Raw genomic sequence first — 19,299 nt, 5'->3', positions numbered from 1 at the left:
GTAAATTTGAACTTTCAAATTCAACTCATGCTCGATATTCAAAATATTTCTTTTTCGTACATTGATACGCCCGTTATAAAAAACGTTTCTTTTACTATAAATAAAGGTGAAAATATCGCCATTATTGGTGAAAGCGGCTGCGGAAAAAGTACACTGCTAAAACTAATTTATGGTTTATACGATTTAGACGAAGGCAAGATTTTTTATAACGAAAAGCCGGTTTTAGGTCCAAAATACAATTTGATTCCGGGAATGCCGTATATGAAATATTTGGCTCAGGATTTTGATTTGTCTCCTTATGAAACAGTGGCTGAGAATGTTGGAAAATTTTTATCGAATGGTTTTGCCAATATGAAAAAACTGCGTGTTCAGGAATTATTGGAAATGGTTGAAATGGAAAATTTTTCCAATGTAAAAACTAAATTTTTAAGTGGAGGCCAACAACAGCGAGTAGCTTTGGTTAGAGTTTTAGCTTTAGAACCCGAAGTAATTTTGCTTGACGAACCTTTCAGTCAGATTGATGCTTTTAGGAAAAATGCTTTACGCCGAAATTTATTTAGATATCTAAAACAAAAAGGAATTACCTGTATTATTGCTACGCACGACAGTACAGACGCATTGTCATTTGCAGATGAAGCAATTGTGATGCGTAATGGAGAAGTGATTGTAAAAGATAATCCAACGAAAATATACGAAGATCCTCAAACTAAATATGTTGCTTCGCTTTTTGGAGAAGTAAATGAAGTTGCAACTCATTTATTGCTTGATTATGAAGATGAGACTCATAAAACATTGGTGTATCCGCATCAATTTAAAATGGTTGCCGATTCAAAATTGCAGGTGAAAATCAGAAGAACTTATTTTAGAGGGAATCATTATTTAATCGAAACTGTTTATAAAAGACAATTGATCTTCTTTGAAAGTGAAATTGATTTGCCTCTTGAACAGGAAATATTTCTTGGTTTAAATTATCTTTAATTAGAAAATGAGTTAATTTGATAATTTTGAATACTTAAAAAAGAAAACCCGACAGTTTCAAATCTGTCGGGTTTTGCTTTATAGAATTAGTGTCTAAATTAGTTTTTCAAATACTTTTCTAAAAACTGATCTTGTTCCCAAAGAAGATGCAAAATGTTTTCTTTGGCAACATAACTATGTGCTTCTTTAGGTAAAATTACCATTCTTGCATTGGCACCCAAACCTTTTAAAGCTTGAAAATAACGCTCTGTCTGTAAAGTAAAAGTTCCAGGATTGTTATCGGCTTCACCATGAACTAATAAAATTGGCGTTTTCATTTTATCAGCATTCATAAAAGGCGACATTGTATTGTAAACTTGAGGAACTTCCCAATAATTACGTTGTTCAGTTTGGAATCCAAACGGTGTCAAAGTTCTGTTGTAGGCGCCACTTCGTGCAATTCCGCAAGCAAAAAGATTAGAATGTGTCAATAAGTTAGCTGTCATAAAAGCTCCGTAAGAGTGTCCGCCAACAGCTACTTTTTTGCGGTTGATGTAACCTAAAGCGTCTACAGCATTAATCGCTGCTTCGGCATTATCAACTAATTGTGAAATGAAATTATCATTTGGTTCTGTTGTACCTTCTCCAATAATTGGGAAAGCAGCATCATCAAGAACAGCATATCCTTTTGTTACCCAATATACAAATGAGCCGTAATAAGGAACTGTAAATTCATTTGAATTTTGAGTCACTTGTCCAGCGCTGTTTTTGTCTTTGTATTCTGCAGGATAAGCCCAGATCAATAATGGCAATTTCTCTTTTTTAACTTTGTCATAACCAGCAGGCAAATATAAAGTTCCAGAAAGCTCAACACCATCTTTACGTTTGTATTTGATTACTTCTTTGCTCACATCTTTAATACTCTCAAAAGGATTTTTGAAAGCTGTAATAGGAGTCAGGCTGTTTTGTTTTTTAATGTTTCTGAAGTAATAATTTGGATATTCGCTTTTAGACTGAATCTGAACTAAAACTTTACCTGATTTAAAATCTTCAATTTCTAATAAATCTTCTTTTTTATCTTTATAAGAAGAAGTGTAAACGCGTTTTGATTTTAAAGTTTTTAAATTGAATTCGTCAATAAAAGGAAATTGACCCGCTTTAGTAAATCCATCTCCAATACGGTATGCATTGTCGTTTTCAATAGCTAAAACATATTTATTGTATTCGTTTTTCTTTGTTTCAAAAGCACCTGGATCAGAATAAACATCTTGTGAATTTCTGTCTGTAATCAGTTTTGGTTGTTCACTTGGATTTGATGGATTGATTAAATACGTTTTTGTATTACGCGTATCGTACCATTCGTCAGAAACAACAGCAACATTGTCATTCCCCCAAATAACATCGCTAAAACGTTGTGGAGTTTTTACTAATGAAGTTGGGTTGTTTGTAAATGGCGCATCCCAAAGAAAAACTTCATCTCTAAATTCTACTTTGTTTGCTGGATCTCCTTCATCCAAAGCTGTTACGAATGCTAGTGTAGCTGGTTTGTCATTTCTCCAAGCCATTTCACGTTTTCCTTTTCTAACGGCCATAAAACCTTTTGGCATTATTTCGCTTAATGGAACTTCGTTTACTGTTTTGATTTCTTTTCCTCTTGCATCATAAACAATTGTTCTTGAAGGGAATCTGTATAATGGAACTACATATGAAAAAGGTTTTTGAATTGTAGTCAGCATAATGTAATTTCCATCTGGCGAAATTCTTTCCCCAGCATACATTGCTGCATCTTTAAACAAAACGGCATCTCCTTTTAGGTTTACTTTGTATAATTCAGAAGTAACAATATTTTCAAAATTTGCTTCATCATTTTTGTTTTTCAACATATCAGGATATGTTCTGTTTTGAGATTTTTCTCCAGAAGTATTTGAGATAATTGGTCCGGTTGGCAAATCTTTTTTGGCATCTAATAATGCCGGTCTGTTTTTAGGAAGCATTTTTACCAAAATCGTTTCATTGTCTGAAAACCAGCTAAACGGATTTCCAAGATTTGCGTTTACAGTTCCTTCAGTAAGTTTTGAAGCAGTTGCAGTGGCAACATCTATAACCCAAAGTTCAACTCCTGTTGCAGCAGTATGGGAAAACAATATTTTTTTGTCATTTGGCGACCATAAAATATTACTGATTTTTGGATTGCTAGGCAAACCTGTAACCTGCATTTCGTCCTTACCGTTAATTTTGCGTACTTTTAAATTATTAAGATACGTTACTGTACTTGAAATATTAGTAATTGGGTTGATTCTCAAGCCTCCCAAACGAAGTTCTTCCTGGTTTAAGTCGTCTAATGTTTTATAAGTGGGCCTGTACATTAGTAACATGTATTCTTTTTTAGTATCCATTGATACTGTCGGCGCACGTTCGTAATCGGCTAAATCTAAAATAGATTTTGAAGGTTTTTGGTACGTTAAGTTTTCTTGGGCAAAAGCAATAAAACCAATGTTTAGAAATAAGAGTAATGTAACCTTTAATTTCATAATTTGAATTTTAGGGGTTTAAAAAATGGTATTCGTAATGTTTGACTAAAGTACTTCAATCTTGTTACATTTTAAAGCATAATTTAAATACTTTTCATTGTTTTTAACAAAAGACTGATTTTTTTTAAAAGAAATGGTTTTAATAAACTTTAGAATTAAAGTATATTAAATTGCTAATAACGAAAAAAATAGTAATTTGGGTGCTTATGTTTTAAACTATACGTAAATTTGCAATCCAATTTTTTAACAAACAATAAAAAGAATATGTATCATTCAAAAATAGCGGGCTTAGGATATTATGTTCCTTCAAATGTTGTGACCAACGATGATTTGTCTAAGATTATGGATACCAATGACGAATGGATTCAGGAAAGAACCGGAATTCAGGAGCGCAGACATATTATTCGTGGAGAAGATACCACAACTTCAATGGGCGTAAAAGCAGCTAAAATTGCAATAGAACGTTCTGGCGTTGCCAAAGAAGATATTGATTTTGTAGTTTTTGCTACATTAAGTCCAGATTACTATTTTCCAGGACCTGGAGTTTTGGTTCAGAGAGATTTAGGATTAAGAACTGTTGGAGCTTTAGATGTAAGAAACCAATGTTCAGGTTTTGTTTATGCTATTTCTGTAGCCGACCAATATATTAAAACCGGAATGTATAAAAATATTTTGGTAATTGGTTCTGAAGTTCATTCGACAGGATTAGATATGACAACTCGCGGGCGCGGTGTTTCGGTAATTTTTGGAGATGGAGCAGGAGCAGCTGTTTTGAGTCGTGAGGAAGATTTGACAAAAGGAATTTTGTCAACCCACTTACATTCAGAAGGTCAGCATGCCGAAGAATTGGCATTGCAGGCACCGGGAATGGGCGCGCGCTGGGTAACCGATATTCTTGCAGATAATGATCCAAATGACGAAAGTTATTATCCATACATGAACGGACAATTTGTGTTTAAAAATGCAGTAGTTCGTTTCGCTGAAGTTATCAATGAAGGTTTAGAGACAAACGGTTTGCAAGTTTCAGATATTGATATGTTAATTCCGCATCAGGCGAATTTGAGAATTTCACAGTTCATTCAGAATAAATTCAAATTGTCTGATGATCAAGTGCATAATAATATCCAGAAATACGGTAATACAACTGCAGCTTCTATTCCAATTGCTTTGACAGAAGCTTGGGAACAAGGAAAGATAAAATCTGGAGATACAGTAGTTTTAGCTGCTTTTGGAAGTGGATTCACTTGGGCGAGCGCAATTATTAAATGGTAAAATAATCATCTTACATTATATTTTTTGAAACCTGCTTCATTTTTGGAGCAGGTTTTTTTACTTTTGATATCCCAAATCTTGTGATTTCATTCGAAATGACAAAAAAACAATCAAATGAAAAAAAATCAACTAGAAATAGCGTGTTTCAATTATGAGTCGGCAATAATTGCTCAGGAAAGCGGTGCGGACAGAATTGAACTGTGTGAAAATATGGAATTAGGAGGAACCACTCCAAATTCTATTTTAGTAGTGAAAGTCCGCGAAAGCGTAAAAATAAAAATGCATGTCATTATAAGACCTCGTGGAGGCGATTTTGTTTATTCTGATGAAGAGCTGACAGAAATGAAACAAGATATCAAACAGTATAAAAAACTAGGCGTTGACGGTTTTGTTTTCGGAATTTTGAAGCCAAACGGAAAAGTGAATAAAAGGCAAAATAAAGAATTGGTACATTTAGCGCATCCGTTATCATGTACTTTCCATCGCGCTTTTGATGTTGTAGATTCTATTGAAAAAGGGCTTGAAGATGTAATTGAATGTGGTTTTCAAACTATTTTGACTTCTGGAACAGGAAAAAATGTTGAAGAAGGAATTTTCGATTTAGAACAAATTCAAAAATTAGCCAAAGACCGAATCGAAATCATGCCAGGAGGAGGCTTAAGATCTTCAAACATAAAATTGCTGCAAGATAAGTTGACTCCAACTTTTTATCATTCATCAGCAATTACAGATAATTCCGAAATTGCAAATCCAGAAGAAATTAAAGAATTGCGAAATTTTTTATAATCTAAATAAAAAAGCCTGGAGTTGGCATACTCCAGGCTTTTCTTTTCTACAAGAACTATTAAAATCTACTAATCAAAGTGGGATTAAAACATTCCGCCACCACCTTTATTAGTGTTATCTTCTCTTTGTTTACGTTGTAAGTTTTTGATTTTTCCACCACCAAAGTTGTAAGTCAAACCTAAATAAACTGTTCTGCTTTCCCAAGAAAACTCACCTGTTTGTGGATAAGGATAAATTCCATCAAAAGCATATTTCATTGTTTTGAAAACATCGTTAAAACGTACGCTAATGTTCATTTTGTTGTCTAACAATGTATAACGTGAACCAATATCCATTTTGTACATTTCGTGTCTGTTTTGCTGAACATCTTCAACTGGTCCTCTGTAAAAACCGAACAACAAGAAACTTAAACGTTTTGTAGGTTTGAAGTTTGAGTTCATACGAGCGTTAAATGCCGTAGTTGTAACATGGTGCTCTTCTCCTACATTTTGGTTTTTTACTGGATCATAAAAAAATACAACGCCTTGTTGTTTAATGCTTGAAAAATCGATAGAAGGTTGGATATCCCACCATTTTGTCAGTTTGTAGTTTAATGAAACATCAAAACCATAAGCGCTGTTGTGATCGTAGTTTGTATAACTTAAAATTTGTTTGTATCCAGATGGGTCATTTGGATCCGGGCTCAAAGTTCTGCTAATTTGATCATTGATGCTTCTTACAAAAACACCAGCTGTAACGCTTCCTTTATCAAGCGTTTTTGTATAGTTTACCTCGACAGAATTTGTAAATTGAGGTCTTAATGTAGGATTTCCATATGAAGTTACCAACGGAGTTGAGAACTCACGAATAGGTTTTGTCTGCTCAATACTTGGACGGTCAACACGACGGCTGTAGCTAAATTGCAAAACATTTTTTTCGTTTAAATTATACGTTAAATATGCCGATGGATATAGTGTAATATAATCATCATTAAATTTATCCTTACCGTGATTTAAATTCGCTTCTACTTTATAGCTTTCAAAACGAGTTCCTAATTGGTAACTGAATTTTTTGAATTTTTGACCAAAAGTTACATATGCTGAATAAATATCAGTATAATAAGTATAATTTGAAATTCTTGCATCAACGGCAACTAATGGATTACCTGTGCTGTAATCATTGTTTGTTCTTGTGATTCTAGCTTCAGCACCAGCTTCAAGCGTAGTTTTGTCATTCAACGGATTTACATAATCAACATTTATTGTACTCAATTTTCTTTGATCACCTATTTGATCGCTGTAAACTACGCTATTTGAAGTATTGTCAGGTTTTGTTGTTTTAGTATCAAAACTTGCATTTTGATCTGATTTAGTATCACTATAGTTTCCTTCAAAATCTAAAGTATGTCCTTCTTTTTTGAAAATATGTTTGTACGCTAAATTATAAGTTCCTGTTTTGCTTGGACCTTTATAAGTTGAATTTTGGTAAATATTGAAAATATTTGGATCAGCGTTATTGTAATCAATGTCTGTAATTACATTTCCGTTTCCAGTTGATTTGTTTTGATTGGTATAGAACGACAAAGTATTTTTGTCATTGATTAAATAATCCATTCCTAACTTGTACAAGTAATTGTCATTTTCGTTAGAAATTTTCAAATTTTGCTCAACATCCTGATCTAATCTTTGGATTCTTCCTTTATTGTAATATGTACCAAAGTTTTGACCTCCATTTCCAAAGAAATTTACTTTTCCGGTTTTGTAGTTCAAATCAAGAGATTGGTTGTATTTTGCAGTTTCTCCAAAAGTAATACCACCGCTATAGCTTCCATTGAAACCAGTATTTGCATTTTTGTGCAAAACGATGTTGATGATTCCAGACATTCCTTCTGGATTATATTTAGCGCTTGGATTTGTAATCAACTCAATTTTTTTGATAGAAGTTGAAGGAATTTGTTTCAATAATTGAGCAGGGTCAATATTAGATGGACGCCCGTCAATTAATACACGTACATTGTCATTTCCGCGAAGCGAAAGTTTTCCATCTTGATCTACGTTTACTGATGGAATGTTACTCATAATATCAGATGCAGAAGCACCAGCTGTAGTCAAATCTTTACCGACATTAATTACCTTACGGTCAATCTTTTGTTCGATAGTTGAGCGTTCAGCCACAACATTTACACCTTTCAATTGTGTTGCTTCTTCTTCAAGAGAAACATTTACTGTAGCCGTTTTTCTGTTTTCACTTAAAATTAATGAACCAACATATTTTTTGAAACCAATATATTGAATTTCGATAGTGTAGCTTTTTAATGCTAAATTTTTGATTGTAAAATCACCATTGTCATCTGTGTTAACACCAGATACAACTTTTCCGTTTTCTTTGACAGAAACAGTTGCATACGAAATTGGTGCGTTATTCGATTTCTCGATAATTTTTCCGGAAACTGTCCCGGAATTCTGGGCCTGTGCTGTTGCAATTAAACTAAATAATGCGAACAGAAAAAATTTTAATTTCATAATTAATAACTGATTATTTTGATTTGATTGATGATGATTGTTTTTTTTGTTTTTGTTAGATTTTTTTTGCTTTAAATAAATTCAAAGTCACTATTAAGACTCTTTTACATCTATTATGTTACAAGAAAAAATGAATTATTTTTTAATTTAATCTGTGACTTGTTGTTTTGTAGGAGATTAACGTTTTAATTTTTTGATAATTTTAACATTCTTCTGAAAGGCTTTTTTAAGAAATTCTAAACGTTTTGTGTGATTTAATATGTTTTTCATTTTCTGTAATTGATGAATAAGCTGTATCTTTGCTCACTTTAAAATAAGTTACATGTCATTATCACAAATTCTTACACCTTCTATACAAAAAGCAATTCAGGCATTATTTGATGTTTCAGTTGATAAAATCGAATTTCAGACTACCAGAAAAGAGTTTGAAGGCGATATTACAATGGTAATTTTTCCGTTGCTGAAAGTCATCAAAAGCAATCCTGTCGAATTAGGAAATAAAATTGGAAATTATCTAGTTGAAAATGTTTCTGAAGTAGCGCGCTTTAACGTAGTTTCAGGTTTTTTGAATATTGTAATTTCAGATAGTTATTACTTGAATTTCTTTAATGAAATAAAAGACAATACAAAATTTGGTTACGTAACTCCAAATCCAGATGACAAAGCAGTTATGGTTGAATATTCTTCGCCAAATACAAATAAACCTTTGCACTTGGGTCACGTTCGTAACAATTTGTTAGGATATTCAGTTGCTGAAATTATTAAAGCTTCTGGAAAAAAAGTGTACAAAACTCAGATCATCAACGATCGCGGAATTCACATTTGCAAATCGATGTTGGCTTGGGAGAAATTTGGAAACGGAGAAACTCCGGAAAGTTCAGCTTTAAAAGGCGATAAATTAGTTGGGAAATATTATGTAGAGTTTGATAAAGCTTACAAAACAGAAATCAATCAATTAATTGAAACAGGAAAAACAGAAGAAGAAGCAAAAAAACAAGCTCCAATAATTATTGAGGCTCAGGAAATGCTTAAAAAATGGGAAGCTGGCGATGAAAAAGTGATTGAGCTTTGGAAAATGATGAACCAATGGGTTTATGATGGTTTCGCTACAACTTACAATAATCTTGGAGTTAACTTCGATAAATATTACTATGAAAGCAATACCTATTTATTAGGAAAAGATGTTGTTCAGGTAGGTTTAGATAAAGGTGTTTTTGAAAAAGATCCTGACGGTTCAGTTTGGATTGATTTGACAGATGAAGGTCTTGACCGTAAAATTGTGTTGCGTTCTGACGGAACTGCAGTTTACATGACGCAGGATATTGGAACAGCAATTCAGCGTGTAAAAGATATGCCAGATGTTGGTGGAATGGTTTATACTGTTGGAAATGAACAAGATTATCACTTTAAAGTATTATTCTTAATCTTAAAAAAACTTGGTTTTGATTGGGCTTCAAGTTTATATCATTTATCATACGGAATGGTTGATTTGCCATCTGGAAAAATGAAAAGCCGTGAAGGAACTGTTGTAGATGCCGATGATTTGATGCAGGATATGACGGATACGGCAAAACAAATCTCAGAAGATTTAGGGAAATTGGACAGTTATTCTGCAGAAGAAAAATCGAAATTGTTTAAAACAATCGGTCTTGGAGCTCTAAAATATTATATCTTAAAAGTTGATCCAAAGAAACGTATTTTATTCAATCCAGAGGAATCTGTAGATTTTGCTGGAAATACAGGTCCGTTTATTCAATATACTTATGCGAGAATTCAATCGATAATTCGCAAAGCTGATTTTGATTTTTCTGCAAAAACAACAATTGAAGAATTACATGAAAAAGAAAAAGAATTGGTAAAACAAATCGAACTTTTCCCAGAAGTAATTCAGAATGCAGCTCAAAATCACAGTCCGGCTTTGATTGCAAATTATACATATGATTTGGTAAAAGAATATAATTCATTCTATCAATCTGTACATATTTTAGGCGAAGTTGATTTGACTAAAAAGATTTTCAGAGTACAGCTTTCTCAAAAAGTAGCCGAAGTTATTAAATCGGCCTTTTCTATGTTAGGAATTGAGGTTCCTGAGAGAATGTAATATTTAAAAACAAAGATATTTTAAAGCCGATAGTTATGACTGTCGGCTTTTTTGTTTTCCAAAAAAAAGCCGGCAATCTAGAAATTACCGGCTTTTTTTTTATTTAACTAACAATTTTTATTTTTTAACGAACTTTTCGATGATAGCATCAGATTCTGCTTTTGTTGCTTCTGGTTTTAAATCAAATAAAAGAGAATACAAAGCTTTACGATCTACTTTTGCTTCTAAGTTTAAATCTTGATGTCTGTCAAAAAGAGTTTGCCATTTATCACGAACGTTTTTCCAAAGTACTTTGTTTGTTCCCCACCATTTTTGTGCAGCAGCACATTTAGAATCTGGAACTTTAGTATAAACATCAAAACCTTTTTCTTGTGCTAATAAAACATCTTTTCCAGCATCATCACGAACCAATTTGTCATTGTCTTGCTCATGGTTCCATCCTGTAGAAGTGATTTCGTGAATGTTTCTTCTTTTTAAAACATTATAATCATTACGTTTTGTTTGCTCTCTTCTAGGAAGTGGCGCATCGGCAACATTTGCCCAGTAATCGTTTCCGTCAACATGTACCCAAGTTGATGATCCTTCATAACGCGGACTATCATCTACTTGATATACTTTTTGAGTCCATTGACCTTTAACTGCTTTTTTATCTAATTTTTTATACTTCCAAGAAGTTCCTTTATCGAAAGAATATAAGTCTGTGTTTTCATAAAGCCAGTCTTGTCTCCAGTGTTTGATAATCATATCATCGCTTACAATCAATAAATGCTGCATTACGATTTTGTTTGGAGTATCTTCTAATAATTCAACCCATTCTAAAGCTGATTCGTGCTTAGTCTCAGATGGTTTATAAGTAAGAGAATCTTTAGGATATGAAAATGTTTCGGTAAAATTGAATTTTACTTCATAACAACCACACATTGATTTTATTGATTTAATGTCTTGTTGTTTTTTGTCCTGAGCGAAACCAAGACCACAAGTCAAAGCCATTACGGCCGATAAATAGAGGCTTTTTGTAATCATAACTTATTATTTTGTTTTTTAATTTTTGCAAATATATATAATTTATTTAGAACAAATAAAAATAGTTTATATATTTGCGCCATTATTAAGACTGAATAAAAATAATGAAAATTAAAATTACCCTTTTTGCTGGATTTCTATTTTGTACCTATTCTTTTGCTCAGCAAAAAGATAGTATTGTCTCTCAGGAAAAACTTTCTGAGGTTGTTGTAACAGGGCAAATTGAGCCTCAATCTATAAAAAAGTCTGTATATAATGTTCGAGTTATTTCTAATAAGGATATCAAGAATTTAGCAGCAAATAATTTATCAGATGTGTTAAATCAATATTTAAATATTACAGTTACACCAAGTGGGACAAGTGGTCGTTCGACGGTTTCGTTATTTGGATTGGATGCGCAATATTTTAAAATTTTGGTTGATAATGTTCCATTGGTTAACGAGGGCGGTTTAGGAAACAACACTGACCTTTCACAAATTAACCTTAATGATGTAGAACGCATCGAGATTGTAGAAGGTGCAATGGGAGTTGTTTATGGGGCAAATGCAGTAAGCGGTGTTCTTAATATTATTACAAAAAAATATTCGAAGTATAAATGGGATATTAATGTTGCTGCTCAAGAAGAAACGGTTGGTAACGAATATTCTCTTTTTGATAAAGGAAGGCATATTCAGAATTTGCGTATTGGTCATACTTTTAGTGAAAATTGGTATGTGAGTGCCGGAATTAATAGAAATGATTTTCAGGGTTATTTAGGAGATAAGAACGGCAAAAATTATATGGAAAATGATGGTACTAGAGGATACAGCTGGTTACCAAAAGAACAATTAAATGGTACAGCTTTGCTTTCCTATCAAAAAGGCAATTTCCGTTTTTTTTACCGATTTGAATTTTTAGACGAAAATGTAGATTATTATAATAGTACTGTGCAATCTGGCTTTAATACTGCACCTTATCGTTATGCTGAAGATAGCAGGTATTTTACAAATCGATATTTTAATAATTTGAATGCTATTGGTAAAATGTTTTCGCAAGTAAATTATAATATTACCGTTACGCATCAAAAGCAAGAAAGAGATATTGAAGATTTTAGATATAATTTATATACCAGAGACGAATCACTTAATGTGAAGGTAAAAGACCAGTCGATGGAAGTGCTCTCTTCGATGGGAACATTCAATAACTTTTTTGAAAGTAAAACATTAGATTTTCAGTTAGGATACGAATTTGTAAATAATCAAGGTTTTTCTCTAGTTCAGGAGGCAAACAAAGTTTATGTTCCGATTCAAAAAACATTGGAAAACTATGATTTCTTCGCTTCTGCAGAAATTTTAGCGACAGAACGATTTTCTATAAAACCAGGATTACGTTTTTCTGCTCAGTCAAAATTTGATAATCAATACGCTTCCTCAATTGCTTTGAGATATTTATTTGATAAAGGCTTAGAATTAAGAGGTTCTTTTGGTACTGGATTTAGGACGCCAAATTTTAACGAATTATATTCAAAACAAATTTTCGATGGCCACTTTTTTGTAGGAAATGAAAATTTAGTTCCTGAAAAAAGTACTTCTTATGAATTGAGTGTCAAAAAAATAACGGCTTTTTCATCTGGATTGCAAATGGCAAATACATTTGCTGGAAGTTATTTGGATTTAAAAGATAAAATCGATCAGGCATATGTTGGAGATAATATAGACACAGGAAGTCCAATGTATCAATTTATCAATATTAGTAAATACAGAATGTGGAACTTCTCTTCGACCAATCAGTTTAGATTGGATTATCTGACTTTTAATATTGGTGCGACTTTAGCTGGGGTTTCTCAAAATATGGATAATGGAGAAAACGGTGTGACTGATCAATTTTTGTACACTTTAAATTTAAACGCAAGTGTTTCTTATATGTTTCCAAAATGGAAAACAGTTGTTTCGGGATATTATAAATACAATGGAAAAGCACAGCAATTTACCGAAGGAAGTTCTGGTTTTGTTTTGTCTGAAGTTGACCCAAGTAACTGGCTTGATGCTTCAATTAGACAAAATTTCTTCAAAAATCATTTAGAAGTTACCCTTGGCGCTAGAAATATTTTTGACATAGTTAATGTAAACAGAACGAATGCCAATACAGGAGCTCATGCTTCAGGCTCAGATGTAATGCTTGCATACGGACGTTCTTACTTTTTAAAATTAGCATATAACCTTAATCTTTAATATAAATATAGAATACAATGAAAAAGTTATTATTTTTATCAATCGCGTTACTATCACTAGCATCATGCTCAAATGATGACGACAATAAAGTAGAAATCCCAACAGTGGGAGAAACTTTGAAGACTTCTGTTGGTGGACCAAACCAACCAAATCAACTTTATCTTGATTTAAGTGCTGCAGAAACTAAATCTGTAAACAGAGCTTCTTGGGATTTAGGATTTTCTTCTGGTTCAGAATTTAGAGTAATCATCAATGGTTCTCTTAAAATGGCTGTAAAAAAATTAGCTACTTCAGATATTACTTTGTCTCAGGTGGCTGATGCAAATGTTTCAGTTGGAGCAGGTGAAACCCTTGCATCTAATGGTTATGTTGATAACCCAACTGGAGTCTTAGCTGGAGCTGGAGCAGGTATCGGAACAGCAATTGCTGAAATTTCTGCTACAGATGCTGACAACAAAGTGTATTTAGTAAATCTAGGATTTGCAGTTTCTACTACTACACCAGGTGTTGGTTCAGTAAGTGTTGATGGAGATGCAAGAGGATGGAAAAAAGTTAGAATCTTAAGAAGTGGAAATGGATATAAAATTCAATATGCTGATTTGACTTCTACAACTTTTACAGAGAAAACAATCTCAAAAGATGCTGACTTTAATTTTTCATTTTTTAGCCTAGTTTCAGGTAATAGTGTTTCAGTAGAGCCAGCAAAAACAAAATGGGATTTGAATTTCACAACTTTTACAAACTACTTAAACATGGGAAGTGGCGAGGTAACATACGGTTATGCTGATTTTATTACTACAAACTCAAAAGGAGGAACACAAGCTTACCAAGTATTAACGTCTGTTAAAACTTATGAGGCTTTTGCAAAAGCAGATGTAGTTGAAGCAAACTTTACTGTTTCTGCAACAGATCAAAGAGTAATTGGAGCTAACTGGAGAAATGGTGGTGGGCCAACTTCATTGCCAAGCATTAGGACAGACCGTTTTTATGTTGTAAAAGATGCAGCTGGAAATTATTACAAAGTGAAATTCCTTGCTATGACAAATGATGCAGGTTTAAGAGGAAATACTACTTTGGAGTACGCGATATTAAAATAAAATAATTTTGATAACCCTCAGATAATTTATTTTTTGAGGGTTATTTTTTAATCAAAAAAAAAATTAACATGAAAAAAGTTACTAACAACTAAATTTTAGTGACTAAGGATTATTAATATGAAAATAAATTGATATGAAAATAAAATTACTTTTATTGATATGTTTGTCGTTTTGTATACAGATTGGTTTTTCGCAAAATGTTGTAACTTATAGTCCGCTCAATCACACTTTAAATCTTGATTCAGGTCAAGAAGGGAGTGTTGATATATTAGTTACATGTAGAGGAACGAACAGTAGTGATCCTGCAATTGTTCTCAGTGCAGATGTTGTTTGCTTAGGGCCGAATGATGGTTATTTTTCACATAATTACTCAAACGGAAACTCGTTAACGGCAAATAAAACAACTGTTTTAACATTAAAGTTTAAAAAGATCGTAACTGCTGATACTCAAATAGTTTATAAGTTTAGTACAAATAATAATTGTTCTCAGGATGAATCTCAAATGATTAAGGTTACTGTAAATTATAAGAAGGGAGCGAGCATACCTAATCCTCCTTCAACTAATCCATTTATTTTACAAACTAATAATCAACCGACAAATATTTATGAAGGGGAGCGTGAAATTATTACCCTTTGGGGATGGTGGGTTTCTGAATCTGATAGCTATGTATGGCAGAAAAAAGTTGGTAGTGGCGATTGGGAAACAATTCCAGGTGAGAACGGTTTTTCTTTAAATTTGAGAAATCTTACCACTGTTTCGACAACTTTATATCAACGACTTACTTATAATAATTTAGGAGCTTATTTGGGAACCAGTAATACAATAACAATAACTATATGGCCTAAATTATCAAATAACATCATTAATTTAGTTGGTTCAGAAGTCCAAGGTAGTATACCCAATGGAGGCTATGGCGGGTATTATTATTATAAATGGTATGTTTATGCTTTAGAGGGTGAAGATCCTTGGGTTTTTGAGCAAAGTACTAGAAATTTTACTATTCCAACAAGCGTTTACAATTTTATAGCAGGGGGAAATATAGGGCAGGATAAAGCATTTGTAGTTAGGGAAGCAATGATTAATGACCAGCGTTCTTATAGTAATGCTGTTATTGTTTTCCCTGCACAAGATATTTCGAATAATAATATTACTTTGTCAGGAAGTAAAGCTACGGGATTTAATATCACTGGAAGTAATCCAACGGGAGGGACAGGTACCTTTAGATATGAATATTATGCATATAATGAATTTGATGGTGAAGTTATTGGAGAAGTTGATATGGTTGGGACTAATCGTGATTATTATCAAGCTATGATAGGTGGGTTACCACTTAAGTTTTATAGAAAAATTTATTCAGGTAATAAAGTTTCATATAGTAATACTGTAACTATTTTTCCTGATGGAAGTACTGCGAAAAAAGCTAAAACTAATCAACTAGAGATCACATCTCAGGATTTGGTGGTTTTTCCAAATCCAGCATCTGAGTCAGTTAATTTCTCAACCAATTTTTCAACTAATGAAGAAATTGAAATAGTAATATATTCAGAAAATTTAGCAAATAAAAAATCAATTTTTAAGGGTAAAGTGACTTCAAATCAGGTAATAAGCTGGAATATTCCTTTAAGCTATAGCAAAGGACTTTATTTTTATAAAATATTATCAGACAATAAAGAAGTTAAATCAGGAAAAGTTATTTTCAAATAGCATTTATGAGACAGTTAGTTAATCATTAGCTTTGTTTTTTTTATTTTTTTTTTGATAAAGAGGCCAGATTTATCTGGTCTCTTTTTTGTTTTTTACTTTATTAATAAAAACAATTAATAATTAAGCTTTAATCTTATCTTTGCACATATTTTTTCATAAAGAATTGGCAGAAATTTCGTATAATTAATTTTTGCAATTCATCCTTCAAAACTTAAAATTACAAGTGAATACAAAGTCATATTTTTTTCAGTCTTTTGCCATTGTTGCATTAGCATTGGTTGCTTTTATTGGATTCAAGCAAATTTTGCCGGACAAGATTTTTTCTGAAAGCAAAATGAATTCAAAAAACGTGCTTATTGATAGCTTACTTTTGGAAGCTGTTGCAAAAGATTCATTGGGCACAAACGACAGCCTCGATGCAATTGAAGATCAGGAAGGAAAAGAAGAAATCGTTTATGAAAATATCGAAGGAATTGAATTTCCATCTGAAACTTTTGATAATTACAAAGGTTATCAATATCTGATTTCGTTTTATGAAAAATTATATCAACTAGAGAAACATCCTGAATCGAATGTCAGAATTGCGTATTACGGCGATTCAATGACCGATGGCGATTTGATAGTCCAGGATGTAAGAACTAATTATCAGGAACGTTTTGGCGGAAATGGCGTTGGTTTTGTTTCTATAACTTCAGAATCGGCGGCTTCGCGCGGTTCGGTGAAATCTACTTATTCTAAAAACTGGAAAACGCAATCTTATTTAAATGTCAAAAAACCTTCAAGCCCTTTTGGTGTAAACGGACATGTATTTTTTGCCAATGATAAAGCAAATCCAACTTGGGTACAATATGAAGCAGGAACCAATAAATACTCAACAACTTTAGATAATCCGACTTTATTTTACGGAAGAGCTTCGAGAAATGGAAAAGTGAATTTCATTATTGGAAAAGATACTTTGAAGAAAAATTTGGCCCCAAATAATTTGATTAACACTTTAAAAGTTAGTTCAGGACATTTGAAAGCTTTCAAAGCTAATTTCATAAATGCAGATTCTATTCCAATTTACGGCTTCAATTTTGACAACGGAAGCGGCGTTCACGTAGATAACTTTTCACAAAGAGGAAATTCTGGATTGCCAATTTCGATGTTTAATGCCAATGTAATGCAAGGTTTTAATAAAAGTTTGAAATACGATTTGATTATTTTGCATTACGGAACAAACGTATTGAATTACGGAACCAAAAATTATAATTGGTATGAAAGAGGAATGACAAAAACCGTTAATAAAATAAAAGAATCGTTCCCGGGAGTTTCAATTTTAATTGTCTCAACAGCAGATAAATCGACCAAATACGATTTAGAAATGAAAACTGATTCGGCTGTTGTACCTTTGATGAAAGCACAAAAAAGATACGCACTTGATACTGAATCTGGTTTCGTAAATTTATATACTTTGATGGGTGGCGACGGATCGATGGTAAAATGGGTTGACGAAACGCCGGCCAAAGCCAATAAAGATTACACGCACTTTAATCAGCGTGGTGCAAAAGCAATTGGAAATTTATTATATACTCAATTAAATAAAGGTTACGAAGAATATAAAATATTGCGTGAAAAACGTGAAGCTGTTGCGAATCAGCAAAGAGCAGCTCGAAAAACCAAAGCAGATTCTACTTCTGTCAAAAATGATAGTGTAAATGAATAAATTGATTATTTTTTTCTGTTGTCTTTTTTTCTCTTCGAATGACAAGGCCCCAAAAACAGATTCACTTCCAATAACAAAAAATATGATTCACAAAGTCGATTCAATAGTCGCTAATCCTGTTTCTGATGATCAAATTTATAATGCGAAAGTATTAAAAGATTTTTTCGAAAAATTAAAGGAAAATGAAAGTCAGAACAATCAGAAAATAAATATTGTTCATATTGGAGATTCTCATATTCAGGGAGATTTGATGACAAATGAAGTGAGAAAAAAACTGCAACAGCAATTTGGAAATGGCGGTCGCGGTTTGGTTTTTCCATATCAGCTGGCAAAAACAAACGGCTCTTATAACGAACGTTTTTATTCGAACAGAAGCTGGGAAAGTTATAGAAATATTCTTCCTGCAAAAAATGCGCCTATTGGTTTAAGCGGAATTGGACTTTGGCGTGATAATGGAGGTTTTGCTGTTGAATTGCGAGTGAAAGATATGGCATATAAATTCAATACCATTAAAATCATTACGCCTCAAAATCAAAATATGTTTGATTTAGCAACTTCTTCTCAAGTGAATCTGATTCAGTCGACAGAGAAAAAAGTAATTACGCATAAAATCAAAAAAGGAGAAGCAATTTCAACAATTGCTGACAAATACAATATTTCAGTTACGGATATTAAAAAAGCGAATAGCTTAAAATCGAATAATATTAGAGCGGGAAGAATTTTAAAAATCCCGACTAATGAAACCAAGCAGAAAACGATTAAAAGCTCCGAATTTGTTCCGTTGAATGTAGAATCAGATTCTTTTTGTCATTACTTCAATTCCGATAAAGCATTAGAAAAAATTTATTTGATTCCGAATAAAGAAGCTTCTAAATATGAATTGAACGGAATTGTTTTGGAAAAAGATGCGCCAGGAATATTGTATAGCGGTATTGGCGTAAACGGAGCCAAATATTCAGATTACAATAAATATCCTTTGTTTTTTGAACAGCTAAAAGCAGTACATCCAGATTTACTTGTTTTTTCGCTCGGAACAAATGAAAGTTATGACAAACTTGAAGTTGAAGGTTATATTAGACATTTGAGAGAGTTTATAAGCAATATCAAAGCTCAAAATATCAACGTTCCTATAATCGTGATGACTCCACCGCCATCTTTATTGAGAAGAAAGCCTAATACTTATATTAGAGATTATACCAAAGAAATCTTGGAAATCGCACAAAAAGACGGTTTTGCCGTTTGGGATTTATATGATGAATTTGGAGGTATGGACGGAATCCGAAAATTAAAAACTCAGGGATTAATTGGGCCAGATTGGGTTCATTATTCTAAAAAAGGATATGAGAAACAAGGAAACTTGTTTGCACAGGCAGTTTTAAAAGCATACGATAATTTTAAATCAAAGAATTAA

The 19,299-nt window shown here is 32.6% G+C and carries 12 protein-coding genes; 9 read left to right on the top strand and 3 right to left on the bottom strand.

What is annotated here, in order from left to right:
- The first annotated feature begins 27 nt into the window (after window positions 1–27).
- Entirely contained in the window at window positions 28–978 is a 951-nt protein-coding gene (locus FN795_RS17960) for an ABC transporter ATP-binding protein (RefSeq protein ID WP_142451907.1), read from the top strand.
- Between the two features lie 98 nt (window positions 979–1,076).
- Here FN795_RS17960 and FN795_RS17955 read toward each other — a convergent pair whose 3' ends face one another.
- Entirely contained in the window at window positions 1,077–3,488 is a 2,412-nt protein-coding gene (locus tag FN795_RS17955) for a S9 family peptidase (protein ID WP_142451906.1), read from the bottom strand.
- Between the two features lie 264 nt (window positions 3,489–3,752).
- Between FN795_RS17955 and FN795_RS17950 the strand changes: the two genes are divergently transcribed.
- Complete coding sequence (locus tag FN795_RS17950) at window positions 3,753–4,760, top strand: 3-oxoacyl-ACP synthase III family protein (protein ID WP_142451905.1); 1,008 nt, start codon at window positions 3,753–3,755, stop codon at window positions 4,758–4,760.
- Window positions 4,761–4,874: 114 nt separating this feature from the next.
- Window positions 4,875–5,546, top strand: coding sequence for a copper homeostasis protein CutC (locus FN795_RS17945; protein WP_142451904.1), 672 nt, complete (start codon window positions 4,875–4,877; stop codon window positions 5,544–5,546).
- Between the two features lie 83 nt (window positions 5,547–5,629).
- On the opposite strand, the gene FN795_RS17940 is transcribed toward FN795_RS17945, so the two are convergent.
- Window positions 5,630–8,047, bottom strand: coding sequence for a TonB-dependent receptor domain-containing protein (locus tag FN795_RS17940; protein ID WP_142451903.1), 2,418 nt, complete (start codon window positions 8,045–8,047; stop codon window positions 5,630–5,632).
- Window positions 8,048–8,369: 322 nt separating this feature from the next.
- Between FN795_RS17940 and argS the strand changes: the two genes are divergently transcribed.
- Window positions 8,370–10,148 (top strand): arginine--tRNA ligase, encoded by a 1,779-nt coding sequence (gene argS, locus FN795_RS17935; protein WP_142451902.1) that lies wholly within the window; start codon window positions 8,370–8,372, stop codon window positions 10,146–10,148.
- 117 nt (window positions 10,149–10,265) lie between these two features.
- Here argS and FN795_RS17930 read toward each other — a convergent pair whose 3' ends face one another.
- On the bottom strand, window positions 10,266–11,171 hold the full coding sequence (locus FN795_RS17930; RefSeq protein WP_142451901.1) for a DUF6607 family protein: 906 nt from the start codon (window positions 11,169–11,171) through the stop codon (window positions 10,266–10,268).
- Window positions 11,172–11,275: 104 nt separating this feature from the next.
- Here FN795_RS17930 and FN795_RS17925 point away from each other — a divergent pair, with 104 nt between their 5' ends.
- From FN795_RS17925 to FN795_RS17905, 5 genes are all read left to right on the top strand, one after another.
- On the top strand, window positions 11,276–13,381 hold the full coding sequence (locus tag FN795_RS17925) for a TonB-dependent receptor plug domain-containing protein (RefSeq protein ID WP_142451900.1): 2,106 nt from the start codon (window positions 11,276–11,278) through the stop codon (window positions 13,379–13,381).
- 17 nt (window positions 13,382–13,398) lie between these two features.
- Entirely contained in the window at window positions 13,399–14,478 is a 1,080-nt protein-coding gene (locus tag FN795_RS17920) for an HmuY family protein (protein ID WP_142451899.1), read from the top strand.
- 133 nt (window positions 14,479–14,611) lie between these two features.
- Window positions 14,612–16,183, top strand: coding sequence for a T9SS type A sorting domain-containing protein (locus tag FN795_RS17915; protein WP_142451898.1), 1,572 nt, complete (start codon window positions 14,612–14,614; stop codon window positions 16,181–16,183).
- A 223-nt stretch (window positions 16,184–16,406) separates the two neighbouring features.
- On the top strand, window positions 16,407–17,888 hold the full coding sequence (locus tag FN795_RS17910) for an SGNH/GDSL hydrolase family protein (protein ID WP_142451897.1): 1,482 nt from the start codon (window positions 16,407–16,409) through the stop codon (window positions 17,886–17,888).
- Window positions 17,889–17,970: 82 nt separating this feature from the next.
- Entirely contained in the window at window positions 17,971–19,299 is a 1,329-nt protein-coding gene (locus FN795_RS17905) for a GDSL-type esterase/lipase family protein (RefSeq protein ID WP_244290003.1), read from the top strand.

This window comes from Flavobacterium resistens (assembly GCF_900182645.1).
Taxonomy (GTDB): domain Bacteria; phylum Bacteroidota; class Bacteroidia; order Flavobacteriales; family Flavobacteriaceae; genus Flavobacterium; species Flavobacterium resistens.
This window is presented reverse-complemented; position numbering and strand designations above follow the sequence as displayed.